We start from the raw sequence: 12,935 nt of genomic DNA on the forward strand, positions 1-12,935 counted from the left end.
TCTATTATACACGAATAAAAAAACGGGTCAAGCGTTAATCCGCCTGACCCTCATTTGGACTTCTTTTTAAGTCAGCCTTTTTTGAGTCTCCCGTTTTGGGAAGGAACTATAGAAAATAAACTTTTGTCTACGTTTTCCGGGTCAATTATCTCTAACACCTCCAGTTCTTCGATTAAAAGCCATTGAACCACAGTGCTTTGACCATTATCAACCACCACTTGAACCCGACTCCGCGAAACACATCTCCAACCGCACAATTCCGGTATGACCAATCCCTCCTTTCCAGTCGGCTTGTGCCGTACTCGCGCAAAATCAAGTTCCGTAACATATCCCATGTATGCCTCCTTTATGGTTAAATTATTAAAAAGTACTACCAAAATTCTAACACTGCAAAAAGTGTCGCACAATGTTTGGTATAATGAAAATATACTAATATACGAATTTATGCGAATGCTACAAATAAGCTTAACGAATAATGCGAATAGAAAACCAATTTGTTAAATCATTAGTATAATTCGTGTGCATTCGTTGATTTGCATATTTATGCATAAACTATTCGCCGACTATTTAAATTATCTAGAAATAGAAAAAAACCGTTCAATAAAAACGGTAGAAAATTATAATCGCTATTTAAGAAGATTTTTTGATTACACTAAAATAGATTCACCTGCGGGAATTTCTAATGATGTAGTTAGAAATTACAGATTACATTTAAACCGCATTACTCCGCCCTTAAAAAAGATAACCCAAGCTTATCATTTAATTGCTTTGCGCAATTTTTTAAAATACCTAGCTAAACGCGATGTAAAAACCTTAACCGCCGATAAAATAGAGCTGGGGAAAATCGGCGATAGGCATATAGACTTTTTAGAAAACGAAGAAGTAGAACGCTTATTAGATTCGGCCAATGGTAATTCTGTTAAAAATTTACGCGATAAAGCTTTACTAGAACTTTTGTTTTCTACGGGCTTACGTGTTTCCGAACTTTGTTCGCTAAATAAAGAATCGGTTAATTTAAAGCGCGGGGAATTTGCCGTTCGGGGCAAAGGCGACAAAATACGTGTAGTTTTTCTTTCTGAACCCGCGAGGCGCGCTTTAGAAAACTATATTTCTAAAAGAGATGACCTAGATGAAGCTTTATTTGCGCGAAACCAAAATTCAAAAACCCCTACTTCGCTCCTCCTTCGCACAAGGCTTCGGAAGGACACAGTAAAGCTTCGAAGGGCAAGCAAAAATAAAAACTCGGAACTGCGGCTAACACCTAGAAGTATCCAAAGAATTGTAAAACATTATGCTACCAAAGCCGGTATTGTAAAAAATATTCACCCCCACACCTTACGTCATAGTTTTGCTACCGATTTATTGCGCAACGGCGCAGATATACGTTCGGTTCAAGCTATGCTGGGCCATGCCAACATAACCACCACCCAAATCTACACCCATGTTACGGATACGGGCTTAAAAGAGATTCATAAAACATTTCACGCCAGAAGACGGCGGGAGTAAAAAAACAGAAAATGATTAACTAAAAAATATAATTTCAAACGTTGTCATAATATTTTTTATTTATCTAGATCTTCTACTTTAAATTTAAGCTCTTCAAGGGCTATATCTCTAAAATATATAGCGCCAGCGTAAAAAACATCTTTCAAAGTCAGACCCTTTTTAAAAGCATAGTCTTTCAATTTATTTTCATCTTCTTGGGAAAGATTTAAACCTTCGGTATTAAAAATATTTTTAGTGATTTCTTGAACATCATAGGCAGTCGATGGATTTTGTGATTTAATTTTACTCATTAATACTTCCTTTTTTGGAGAAATGAGACTAAGAATTCCACTATCATTCAAAGCTTCCATACCAAGTGGAGTTAATTTTATTGGAGACCCAGGACGAGCTATACCAAAAAAACTACCTTCAATTTTAGAAACCCTATTAATTAAATCTTTAATTTCTTTTCGAAGCTCGCTAAACCCTTCTTTTAGATCATCTATAATCTGAAGTTTTCGGCCAACAGTAAGAGACCATCCATAAAAAAGGATGATACCGGAAACAATGCTACCGATTACCGCCCAAAGAAAACTTACTATATCCATAAACTAATTATTACATTATCTAGTTAGTTTTGTAATCCCATCGCTTCTTTGACTAACTTGAGTGTTTCTTGGGCTTCGGTGCGGGTTTTGGCCGTGCCTTCTTCTAGTATTTGATTTATAAGCTCTGGATTGTTTTCAAATTCAGCTCGGCGAGCGCGAATAGGCTCTAAAAAGTTATTTATAGCTACCACCAGCTTTTCTTTAACTTCCACATCTTTAACAGTGCCTTTTTGATAGCGCGACTTTAGGTCGACAACTTCTTCTTTATTTGTATTAAAAATATCATGATAAATAAAAACAGGATTGCCTTCTACTTGCCCATGTTCATCGCCGTGAACGCGATTGGGATCAGTATACATACTCATAACTTTCTTTTTCACTTCTTCGGCGCTGTCCGAAAGATAAATACAATTATTAAGCGATTTAGACATCTTGGCTTTGCCATCGGTGCCGACCAGCGTAATCGACTCATTTCCAATTAAAGCTTCTGGTTCTGGAAAAACTTCGCCATACATTTTATTAAATTTATTTGCAATTTCGCGCGTAATTTCTATATGCGATTCTTGATCTTTACCCACGGGCACCAAATTAGCCCGCACCATTAGAATATCGGCAGATTGCAAAACGGGATACGATAACAAACCCAACGAAGCATTGGCTATTTTAAGATCGCGCATTATATCTTTTAAAGTGGGCACTCTTTCCAAGCGGGGCTTGCTAACCAACATAGAAAACAAAAGATATAGATAAGCTACTTCGGGCACTTGAGATTGCCGGTAAAAAACAACCTTTTTGGGATCCAAGCCCACCGCTAAATAATCCAACATAAGTTGGCGAATATTTTCGTTCAGTTTTTGGATATTTTCTTTTTCGGGTTTAGTAGTGAGCGTGTGCAAATCGGCGAGAATTATAAAAGTTTCGTATTCATTTTGTAATGCAATACGATTTTTTAGTGTGCCTACATAGTGTCCTAAATGCAGACGACCAGTGGGACGATCTCCAGTTAAAATTCTTTTTCTATTCTCCATAATATTTTTGATATTTGATATTTGATATTTGATATTTAATTTATTTGTGTGCCCCCGCCAGGACTTGAACCCGGAATACGACGTCCGAAGCGTCGCGTGATATCCATTTCACTACAAGGGCCTCTTATTTATCTAATATCTAGTGGCTATTTACTAATTACTTCTTTACTGCTACCTTCCTAGCGTAAATATAGCATATTGTACTAACCATTGACAAGTTAATAATAATATGCTAGTATTGCACCATATCGCGTTTCTGACGCGGTTTTTTGTTTGTTTATCTACGCTTTAGCGTAGGTATAAACCAAACACCCTTCCGAAGCTCCGAGCTTTATCGAGGAGCGAAGGAGGGTATTCCCTACAAATAACGTAGGATGATTCTCTAAACTACTATGAAAAATATTATACAAAAAGCGTTTATTATAAGGCTGATTATAGCCATCATAATAATGTCTGCTATACCCGCTTATGCGCAGGCCGGCTTAATTGATATAAGCGCCGATAGCATAAGCTCTTGGTTTAAAACAAAACTAGCTCCGGTAGTTTTAGCCGACAACGAAAAAGATATTAATGGCCTTGCCACCATAAACGGAATCGCTTTGATTACTTCTAAGCAACCTCTGATAGGTGTACTTAAAGTTTACGAAACCTATGTAACCGCTTATTCATCTAGCGTAGATGAAACAGACAGCACCCCGTTTATAACCGCTTCCGGTAAAAAAGTAAGAGACGGTATAGTGGCCGCCAACTTTTTACCAATGGGTACAAAAATAAGGATACCCGATATTTTTGGCAATAAAATATTCGTGGTTGAAGACCGCATGGCTAGACGCCACGCCGATAAAGTAGACGTTTGGTTTCCTACCAAACAAGAAGCCAAAACCTTCGGCCGAAAAAAATTGCAAATTGAAGTTATAGAAGATTACTCGCTTTAAACAAAATTCCCCCGACAGAATGTCGAGGGGGTTTTTGTTTTGACTACTTATTCACGTGTTACTTTCGTAGCAGATGTTCTGCCTTCTTTTTCAACAATTTCGAAAGAAACTGTATCTCCAGAATTTAGTTCATCGGGTGTAACACCCACAAGTTCTGAAAAGTGAAAAAAGGTATCTTTTTCTTGACCTTCGCGAGAAATAAATCCATAGCCTTTTCCTTTTAGAACGCTTTTGATTGTACCTGTCATCGTATGATTATTTTTAAATTTTTAATTTGAAACATTCGACGTTGCTCACACACCATAACACTATTTACGAATAACACAAACTTTAAAATGTGTCGGGAGGGAGACTCGAACTCCCATGGGTTGCCCCGCTAGCTCCTAAGGCTAGTGCGTCTGCCAATTTCGCCATCCCGACATGTGCATTTATGTTATCAGAATCCGAATCTATTCGCACTTGACTTTTATACTGTTTTGATATATCATATCGGAATTACAGAAAATGGCAAGTTATTTGAAAATTGAATAACAAATAAACCTTACCTAAGGAGGCCTATATGGCAGGCGAGCGAAGACCCAGACGAGAAGAGTTTAAATCTACGCCTTCTCAACCCGTAACCGTAACAGACGTTCGGCTTGAACAAGTTGGGCGTTCTGGAGACAGGTTAAAAGGACGTATCGCGGCCACCGCGAAGAAGGGTGGCCAGCCATGGTCTGGAGCGGATATAAGTTTCAAAGTCGGCGGAGTGCAGACGCCAAACTCACCATTGCAAAGTGGTGATGATGGTACTGCCAACGACGATTTTGATATTCCGCTTGATCCTGCCACAAGCAGGGTTCTCATTGAGGCTTGGTTTACAGGATCAAATCCAGCAAGAAAGTTTCTGGATATTGCCACAGCAACGAAACCTTCAGCACCAAAGAAAATAGATAAGCTGGCGGTTAATGCTACGGGCAATAAGAATGGTCAGTGGGTTGTGTCTGTTATGGCCTCAACTCAAGACAACCAACCCGTTGAAGGAGTTGAAGTAATTTTTCTTTACAATGGTGAATCGAAACCTGAAACTCTGACTAAAGGCGTGGCCTCGCATACAATCTTGGTAACAGGAAAATCTTGCGAGGTAGTTGTGCAAGCACCGGGCATAGAGCCAAAAACTCTGCGCCTGGCGGGACCAAAAGAAAAAATTAAAGTCCCGCCTGTTCCAGAAGAAGTAAAAACATGGTGGCAGAAAACCAAAGCCGCGTGGAACATGGCAGCTGAAGACTCAAAAAAAGAAAAGGAGAGATAAAATGTTTAGATTCGTTTACCTTCTGCGTCGGAGCAACAACTTCCGACTGGTAATGTTGTGGCTGTTGGTTGTGATTCATTGGATCATCAACCATACAATCCTTTCCACTACCGCATCAAAGTTTTCTCACCTTTCGGATATACGGCAACGCCATATGAATTTTTATGATATTGGCGATGCCAAAACCGATAATGAAATCGCTGATCTGGGGTCACAGTTTCCTTGGACAGAGCTCAAAGCAAACTGGCTCCACACCTCGGAACAAATCTGGTTGCTCCTGCTGATAGGGGCGATTATATATATACCTATCGCCTTATGTGAAGAATGGGGCCGAGCATGGACAGTTGCCCGCGCTAAAAAAGAAGCATGGGTGAATTTACCGGATGATCCACTTCCAGCAATTACTGGAACAATAACTACCGCAGTAACTCCCAGACATAACCAGATACTCAAACAAGCCTATATTTTTACTAGAGAGTTCGTTACAGCTCTTATAGCCGAACTCCTTGGAGAAAGGATGATGATACGATGACGACGAAACCTTGGATGATTGTTTGCGGTCTAGCCATAATAGCGTTCTTCAAGTTCGCGGGCTGGATTGGTAGCTGGAGTATTGGTTTAGGTATTATTGCCATTGTTCTCGCAGTTGTGGTTTTACAGAACGTGGCATCAGCTCAACTAGGAACATTCAGCAAGATTTTTTTGTGGATGTTCGGAATAGCTGTGGTTGTTCCCGGTTTATATAACGCAATTCTCGGTGAAGCTCCGCTAACAAGCGAAGCCATAGAAATGCGCAAACAAGAAGCCGATGTTAGTACAGGCCAAAGAATCCGCCCGCCTATGCTTTATGGTGTGGAAGGAATTTTGAGCGCTGCCAACGAACTAGACGACGAGATTGGCAAGACTTTGGGCAGAAAAGCAAAAAATCTGGTTGATCAATACTCGCAAGCCACTGGATCAAATACCGAAATTATCCAAAGAGAATTATTGGTGCTAACCGAGGAAATCAACCAGCACAAAAAATACCTAGAACAGATAAGATTAAAGACTACCGGTGACCAAGTAAGCTTTACAGGTTTTATAAGTGACCTACAAAAATCGTCCTTGCGGATGGTTATGTGGATCATCTGCTTTATCGGCATAGCCGTTCTCATAGCCTCCCCATGCTTCGCAAGAGAGTGGAAAAAACTCCCCAAAGGCATAGGCTTATCGCTGGCAATTTTTGGAGGAGTATTCTTGCTAGACAGTATCGTCTATGCCGAAGGTACTGTTGGTTCGCCAAATGTGCCCAGTATAAACATGCCGAACCTAGAAGGCCAGGCGTTGTTCTGGATCACAGTTGCTGTAGTGGTCGGCTTTATAATCGTAAGTATAGCAACCAAAAAAGCCCGATGGGCCTTTATCGGAATCACCATTGGCATAGCTGTGATCGCCGCTACCCATTTTTCGGGTTGGTATTACGGCGGTGGGTATGCTGCCGAAGTAGCCGCTCATAACAGGTTGGTGGCTAGTGTTCGAAATGTTGAAAAACGTAAGGAATCTTTAAACCCTCCGCCGAGTCAACGTGGGCGCTATAATAATCCTGTGCTAAAAGTGCAGGGTCTCGCCCAGAAAGTTACAATAAACATGGACGAGGTTCATTGGTCTCGACCAATCCAGTGGAGCAGGGATTACAATGTCATCTGGGAAATGCCGGGCTGGTATGAAATAATGCTTCTACCCACCGAGGATAGGATTATAAATCGTAATGACGGCACCCTTAGTTCTGGTTTTATCACCTATATTCAAAAAATAGGTCCCGTCATTAGCTATCCCAATAGTATGGAGTTTCGGCAACCGGGCGTAGTTAAGTCGTTCATAATGCGCGGTGCGCCTGGCACCGGCACGGTGACAGTTTATGACAACTTCTAAGTTCTTTATTTTGTACACTCATCCCCCGAGACGCAACGCGTCTCGGGGCTTTTTATTTTTCTAAACACAAATGTATAATAATAGTTAATGGAAAAAGATTTTGACAAATGGAACATTAAGAAAAAATCAGTCCACTATCACGGAGCTTCCTTATACTGTCATCCGAGAGAGGTCTGGTGGTGTTCCCTTGGTGTTAATGTTGGTTTTGAGCAGGATGGCACGGGTGAAAATTTCGATCGGCCAGTTGTAGTTATTCGCGGATTTAACGAATATATATTTTTTGGTGTAGCTCTTATTGGTAAAAATAAAAAAGGGAAATATTATTTTCCTGTTGGAAAAATTGAAGAAAGAGAAGCATCAGCAGTGCTTTCTCAAGTTAGAATCATCGATACTAAAAGGCTAATAAGGAAAATAACTACACTTGATGAGGAACTATTTATAAAGTTAAATAACTCTCTCAAAGAGATACTTTTCGGCTAAAAATAGTTTACCTCCGCTTGCGCGGGGGCGAGGCCGAAGCCCTTTATAAACTGATTCTAACAAGCTATGTAAAACCAGTCAAGGCTATTGCTGGCAAACCAAAATATCATATAATAAATTAAACAGTTCTTTGTTTTTCTGTTCCGAAGGAATAACCTTTAAAACCAGAAGGTCATTCCTTCGGGAAATACTGCTCTTTAAAAATTAGGAGGCATAAATGGATAAGCCCGCTTTAGCTGGCACGGCTGGATTGCTGGACCCTGTGTTGATAAGTTTAGCCCGCGAAATTGCCAAAATAATTCCTGCTAACAGTTTGTTGCGTTCAAGATTTATGGAATCTTTTATGGGCGCTGTTCGCGGTTTTTTAGAAGCGCGCACGGAACAACTCCCCGCAGTACCTGCGGTAGTTTCGGAAAAAGCCCTAGACGTTTGGGGATTTGTATCGGCTTTTTTAGCCAACAGCAAAAAATCTCTCCCAGAAACTGACCCCGAAACTATAATGCTTGCCGCCATAGCCGAAAGATTGCAAAAAGCGGAAGATCCCAAAAAAGAAGCCGAGAAAATAAAAGAAGAATTAAGGCTAGTTAAAGAAATAATGGACCAGGCACGCCCAGAAGAAGAATCCGAGGATTCGGCTGTGTTACAAGTAATAAACAAAAAACTTAGAAAAATCCGCCAAGATTTGCAAAAAAGGAGATAAATCATGGCCACAAAAACGGCGTCATTCGCAGAAACTATAGAAATTTTATGGGATATACTTGGCCTTAAAAAAGATGAGGCTTTAGCTAAGATAAAAAGCATAGGCCTTTCATATACAAAAACTCTTCTTTTGATTTTAGCTCTATGGGCTGGATCTACTTTTTTCCTGATTTATTTGAAAGCTCTAACCGGAATAAAGTTTTTTGCTTTTTTGGCAGCCCTAGTTTCTTTTGTGTTCGCAGTAGCTATGAGAATTTTATGGCTACCTATATCCACATGCCTTAGCATGATGGCACAAGAAACACTAAACCCCGCCAAAGCCAGCGAAGACTATATGAAAAGATCTGCAATGTTTGTTCTGGCGGGTCTTTCTGCATCTCTTTATGCTATGAATAACCCAATAGAAAACAACACAGATCTTCTTATGGGTTTAGCCGTAGCATTCATTGCGCTTTTGTTGCTAATTTATATTGCCGGTACTGTTGTTCCAATAAATGTATACGCGATTGCGCTTGGTATATATATAATTTATACCACTCTTCTTTTTAGGACTGATAAGCCGATTGACTATCTCCTAAGCGGATGCAATCAGCAAGTAACTTACTCCATCTACCAAGGCAAAACATACGGATCAAGCGAAGAGATAACGGTTTATAATAAACCAGGAGAATTTTCTAGTGTAATTACTTTATCTGGAGTCTATAAACCAAGGTTCGTGGGTTCGGCAGAACTTCTGCCAGCTGGTTCAAATACGGCTGTAAAAATAAAATCTGGCGAAAGATTCAATCTTGATTTCAATACATTCCAAGTCCGTAGCCAACTTGACTGGATAACATTTGTTCCTGCAAACAAATAACCTGTGCCTCCGAAATTTATCCCGCATATAAATTTATGTGCGAAAACCAAAACACTCCGACATATATCGGAGTGTTTTTAAATATCTGCTTTGGAAAAAACTAATACCTAATAGTACTACCCTAAGAAACTCCTTGCAAAACTAACTATAGAATAAGAAAGTATAACCACAACTATACCAATCACACCATAAAGAAGCATCTTTTTGGCCTTTTCAACATTCTTCTCGTCCATACCAGCTGTGATATATAAATAGCCCGCCCAAACAATCATAACCACAGCTATTATGGCCACAATTCCTATAATATAATTAACCACGATTGTTATGGTATCTGTCAGACGCTCTTTAGTAAAGCTTTCTACACCCACTATCTCTGGCTGTATATCTCCATCCTGTGCTCCAACAACCGCATAACTAAAGGCGAATAAGAAAACCGAGAGTAAACCTACAGAAATCAACTTATTCAAATTTATACTTTTAAACATTTTTAAATTTTAGAGAATTTTTTATTTAATTAAATAACAAGAAACGACTTTATAGCATCATTCTATCACATAGACATAATACAAAACAACAAGCCTGTGGATATTACTGCGTTAGGAATGACAGCCCTTCCAAAAAGGGCGGTCCTTCCTGAATACTCTACTTCAAAAAGCTTTCCACAAACACAACCGCCGATTTTGAAAGTATAAGCACTATTACACCGATAACAATCCATAACAGCATTTGCCTAGCTTTTTTAACTTGTTCCGGCTTATCACCGCCCGTTATAAATAAAAACCCAGCGTAGACTGTCATTATAACTGCTATGGGACCCGCCAAATATAGAAGAAAGTTTACAATTCTATCAACCAAAACTGTTATATCAGCATTATTTCCTAGGGGATTACATATAACACCATCGCAAGCAGGCGCAGGCGCTTGAGCTAGGGAAATTAAAGGAAAAATAAATAAAGCTAGCAAATAAAGAATTTTTTTCATATTTTTATATGTTAAATTAATTACAAGTAAAAACACTTAGCCTATTTTTATCTTTTTCTAAATTAGATTTAAGTTCAAAATGCCAAGGTTCTTTGTTGTAAACGCAAAAACCGTTAACTTTCATTACTTGTATAACTCTATCTTGACAGCATTTAGATCCACTCTCATTATAACCCCAAACATCTAAAGCCCTACCTGTAGTATGGCGGCAGTTTTGACCATCCACGCTTCCATTGCCATCAGTGTCTTTAGGAATGCAGGTTATAGCATGTCCTGGTATTGGATCACATTTAACAGCTTCGGGATCTTTGCAATTTTCTTTAACAAGCTCTTCTTGCCTATCTAAACTTCTAAAACCAGACGCAACTTTTAAATCTACTAGATTTAATTTAGCATCTACTACTGCTCCTCTTAGATTGCTAAGAACGTTTCTGCCTATATTATCCAAATCTACACCTGGATTTGTTTTTATTTCCACAGCAATACCTTCATTAGTATCGCCTAAATCGATAACCTCCTCCTGTCCAGACACAATTTCCGGAGCTGGTTCTTCTTCGGCTAATAAAATTTCTTCCTTTATTTCAAACGAAAAACTTCCGTTTTGCAGATATTTGCCTGTAACATCATTGATTGTTCCTCCTGTGCACTGAATATCAAACTGGCCATTTTTAAAACTATATCCAGCCACGCTATTTTCGCCGGCAAAAAATCTAACCACAAAAGAAGCTAATATATAAGAAGAATAAACAATAGCTATGCCAATTAAAGTGGCGGTTATCATTTTTCTGCCTTTTTTAACTTGGTCGGGCTTGTCGCCTGCGGTTAAAATTGTAAAACCGCTCCAAATAATCATACCGGTGGCCAATATCGGCACCAGCGTCCACACCACAAGATTAAAAACATTTTGCACCAAATCAAAAAGACTGCAGAGGGAACAGTCTATGCCGGTACAGGGCACAAGCCCTTGAGCATAAGCAGACAGTGAGATTGTAACAATTACCGCTAAAAAAATAGCAACTTTAATAATTTTCATCTAAGTAATATAAAATATATTTTTAAATTTCCAATTTCTAATATCTAATTACTAATCAAATCCCAATGACTAATGAACAAATAACTAAAAAACTTTCTGACATTAGGCGTTTAAGCATTAGACATTGATTAGAAATTGGTAATTGCTCGCCCTGCGAAGCTTTACTGTGTCCTTCCGAAGCCTCGTGCGAAGGAGGAGCGGAGTAGGGGAAATTAGGAATTATCTAAGTAAATTTGTTACTTCCGCTACTCCCTCCTTTAAGGCTTCTTTAGCCGAGGACTGGCTTAGGGCCACAGAATTTATCATCCGTTCAAATATTTTCTTAACCTCGGCGTCATCCGGTTGCGCCCAACTGGCGGCCGTTAAAATTTGTTTGGCAAAAACATTTAAAGCCGCGTCCGAGGCGGTATAAGAAATTAAATCGCGCCTAGCCGGCGGCAAATGCGAAACAGCAATATAACTGCCCTCGGCGTTTTTGGTTGAAACAAAAAATAAAAACTTCCAAGCGGCATCTTTTTTAGCACTGGCGCCCGTGACCGCGCCGGCTTGATAAGAAGCAAAATTAATATCTAAATAAGAACTATCTTTTTGCGAATCTTTAATCTGGGGCGCAGGCGCTACGCCTAAATTATTAACTGCGAAAGCAACTTGTTTTAAATCCTTGGCATAGCCTAAATACATTGCGGTTTTTCCCGTCTTAAAAGCTTCTAAAGCTTGGGGCATTCTAGCGTTCCAAGTATAAACGGGTTTAGAACTTACGGCAAAACTGGTATAAAAATTTAAAGCCGATTCGCCTGGGTTAAAAGCCTTGCCTTGCGAGGAGATAGAAGCGTCAAAAGTTGCGCGCTGGCCGTCTTTACTTAGCATAGGCGCGCCGGTTTGGAGCATTAAAAGAGAAAGAATATCGCTGGCATAATTAACATTAGCCACCGTGCCTAAAGCCGCGCCCGATCTAACAAAATCGCCCGAACTATCTTTTTGGGTTAGCTGTTTTACAGCCTCGTTAAATTCGTCCCAAGTTTTGGGCGGATTTATTAGGCCAGCATTATTAAAAAGCGCTTTATTGTAATAAAGGCCGATAGTATCTATATAAAAAGGTACAGCATAAACTCTGTTAGCTCTAACTAAATCGCTAAAAGCCACATCGGCAAAAGTATCTTTAAAAATTTGCGCGGTCATCAAACTGCCGGGCATAGGCGATAATTTATTTAAGTGCTTGTTTAGCCAAGTATTGTTTATGGCTACAATATCTGGGCCCGTGCCCGAAGCTAGAGAATTTACAAAATCTTTTTCGTATGAAGAAACATTTTTTTGAACATATTTAATAGTAACGTTGGGATTGGCGGTTTGATAAGCAGAAATTATAGGCGTCCAGTAACTGGCCGGATCGGTGCCCCAAAATTCTAAAGAAACTTTATCGCCTGCCCCCGGCTTTTTACCAAACAAAAAAGCTGAAACTGCCAAAAGCACTAGAATACCGATTATTGAAAATATAATTATTTTGTAACGCATCTTGGAAATTACTAATTACCAATTTCTAATTACTAATAAAACTTTAAATGACTAATGACTAAATACTTTTGGACATTGGGATTTTGGTATTAGACATTGATTAGAAATTAGGTATT

General features: G+C 39.3%; 16 protein-coding genes and 2 tRNA genes. 8 read left to right on the plus strand and 10 right to left on the minus strand.

The window, feature by feature from the left end; genetic code table 11:
- Positions 1-71 precede the first annotated feature (71 nt).
- Positions 72-335 (minus strand): hypothetical protein, encoded by a 264-nt coding sequence (locus Q8Q95_03550; protein MDP3764668.1) that lies wholly within the window; start codon positions 333-335, stop codon positions 72-74.
- 208 nt (positions 336-543) lie between these two features.
- Between Q8Q95_03550 and Q8Q95_03555 the strand changes: the two genes are divergently transcribed.
- Positions 544-1,506: a tyrosine-type recombinase/integrase gene (locus Q8Q95_03555; protein ID MDP3764669.1), complete on the plus strand. Its 963-nt coding sequence runs from the start codon at positions 544-546 to the stop codon at positions 1,504-1,506.
- Positions 1,507-1,562: 56 nt separating this feature from the next.
- On the opposite strand, the gene Q8Q95_03560 is transcribed toward Q8Q95_03555, so the two are convergent.
- The 3 genes from Q8Q95_03560 to Q8Q95_03570 form a co-directional block, all read right to left on the minus strand.
- The gene (locus tag Q8Q95_03560; GenBank protein ID MDP3764670.1) at positions 1,563-2,093 is read right to left on the minus strand and encodes a hypothetical protein; all 531 of its coding nucleotides are present in this window, start codon (positions 2,091-2,093) and stop codon (positions 1,563-1,565) included.
- Between the two features lie 23 nt (positions 2,094-2,116).
- Entirely contained in the window at positions 2,117-3,121 is a 1,005-nt protein-coding gene (trpS, locus tag Q8Q95_03565; protein ID MDP3764671.1) for a tryptophan--tRNA ligase, read from the minus strand.
- 49 nt (positions 3,122-3,170) lie between these two features.
- Positions 3,171-3,242, minus strand: a tRNA-Arg gene (locus tag Q8Q95_03570).
- A 271-nt stretch (positions 3,243-3,513) separates the two neighbouring features.
- On the opposite strand from Q8Q95_03570, the gene Q8Q95_03575 reads away from it, so the two are divergent.
- A complete protein-coding gene (locus tag Q8Q95_03575; GenBank protein MDP3764672.1) occupies positions 3,514-4,056 on the plus strand; it encodes a hypothetical protein in 543 nt (180 codons plus the stop codon).
- Positions 4,057-4,103: 47 nt separating this feature from the next.
- Here the strand turns inward: Q8Q95_03575 and Q8Q95_03580 are convergent, their stop codons facing one another.
- Positions 4,104-4,304 carry a cold shock domain-containing protein gene (locus Q8Q95_03580; GenBank protein ID MDP3764673.1) on the minus strand — a complete coding sequence of 67 codons (201 nt, stop codon included), beginning with the start codon at positions 4,302-4,304 and terminating at the stop codon, positions 4,104-4,106.
- Positions 4,305-4,394: 90 nt separating this feature from the next.
- A tRNA-Leu gene (locus tag Q8Q95_03585) sits at positions 4,395-4,476 on the minus strand.
- A 139-nt stretch (positions 4,477-4,615) separates the two neighbouring features.
- On the opposite strand from Q8Q95_03585, the gene Q8Q95_03590 reads away from it, so the two are divergent.
- The 6 genes from Q8Q95_03590 to Q8Q95_03615 all read left to right on the plus strand — a co-directional run bounded on the left by Q8Q95_03590 (position 4,616) and on the right by Q8Q95_03615 (position 9,293).
- Entirely contained in the window at positions 4,616-5,347 is a 732-nt protein-coding gene (locus tag Q8Q95_03590) for a hypothetical protein (GenBank protein ID MDP3764674.1), read from the plus strand.
- A gap of 52 nt (positions 5,348-5,399) precedes the next feature.
- Positions 5,400-5,879, plus strand: coding sequence for a hypothetical protein (locus Q8Q95_03595; GenBank protein ID MDP3764675.1), 480 nt, complete (start codon positions 5,400-5,402; stop codon positions 5,877-5,879).
- Positions 5,876-7,258, plus strand: coding sequence for a hypothetical protein (locus tag Q8Q95_03600; protein ID MDP3764676.1), 1,383 nt, complete (start codon positions 5,876-5,878; stop codon positions 7,256-7,258). The genes Q8Q95_03595 and Q8Q95_03600 overlap by 4 nt, the downstream gene beginning before the upstream one ends.
- A gap of 87 nt (positions 7,259-7,345) precedes the next feature.
- Complete coding sequence (locus tag Q8Q95_03605) at positions 7,346-7,738, plus strand: type II toxin-antitoxin system PemK/MazF family toxin (GenBank protein ID MDP3764677.1); 393 nt, start codon at positions 7,346-7,348, stop codon at positions 7,736-7,738.
- Positions 7,739-7,955: 217 nt separating this feature from the next.
- Positions 7,956-8,438: a hypothetical protein gene (locus tag Q8Q95_03610; GenBank protein MDP3764678.1), complete on the plus strand. Its 483-nt coding sequence runs from the start codon at positions 7,956-7,958 to the stop codon at positions 8,436-8,438.
- Positions 8,439-8,441: 3 nt separating this feature from the next.
- Positions 8,442-9,293 (plus strand): hypothetical protein, encoded by an 852-nt coding sequence (locus tag Q8Q95_03615; protein MDP3764679.1) that lies wholly within the window; start codon positions 8,442-8,444, stop codon positions 9,291-9,293.
- A gap of 116 nt (positions 9,294-9,409) precedes the next feature.
- Here the strand turns inward: Q8Q95_03615 and Q8Q95_03620 are convergent, their stop codons facing one another.
- From Q8Q95_03620 to Q8Q95_03635, 4 genes are all read right to left on the minus strand, one after another.
- A complete protein-coding gene (locus Q8Q95_03620) occupies positions 9,410-9,778 on the minus strand; it encodes a TrbC/VirB2 family protein (protein MDP3764680.1) in 369 nt (122 codons plus the stop codon).
- Between the two features lie 157 nt (positions 9,779-9,935).
- A complete protein-coding gene (locus Q8Q95_03625; GenBank protein MDP3764681.1) occupies positions 9,936-10,274 on the minus strand; it encodes a pilin in 339 nt (112 codons plus the stop codon).
- Positions 10,275-10,290: 16 nt separating this feature from the next.
- Positions 10,291-11,307: a D-alanyl-D-alanine carboxypeptidase family protein gene (locus tag Q8Q95_03630; GenBank protein MDP3764682.1), complete on the minus strand. Its 1,017-nt coding sequence runs from the start codon at positions 11,305-11,307 to the stop codon at positions 10,291-10,293.
- Positions 11,308-11,526: 219 nt separating this feature from the next.
- Positions 11,527-12,819, minus strand: coding sequence for an extracellular solute-binding protein (locus Q8Q95_03635; GenBank protein ID MDP3764683.1), 1,293 nt, complete (start codon positions 12,817-12,819; stop codon positions 11,527-11,529).
- Positions 12,820-12,935: the final 116 nt, after the last annotated feature.

It is taken from the genome of bacterium, assembly GCA_030697795.1.
In the GTDB taxonomy this organism is placed as follows: domain Bacteria; phylum Patescibacteriota; class Minisyncoccia; order JACQLN01; family JACQLN01; genus JACQLN01.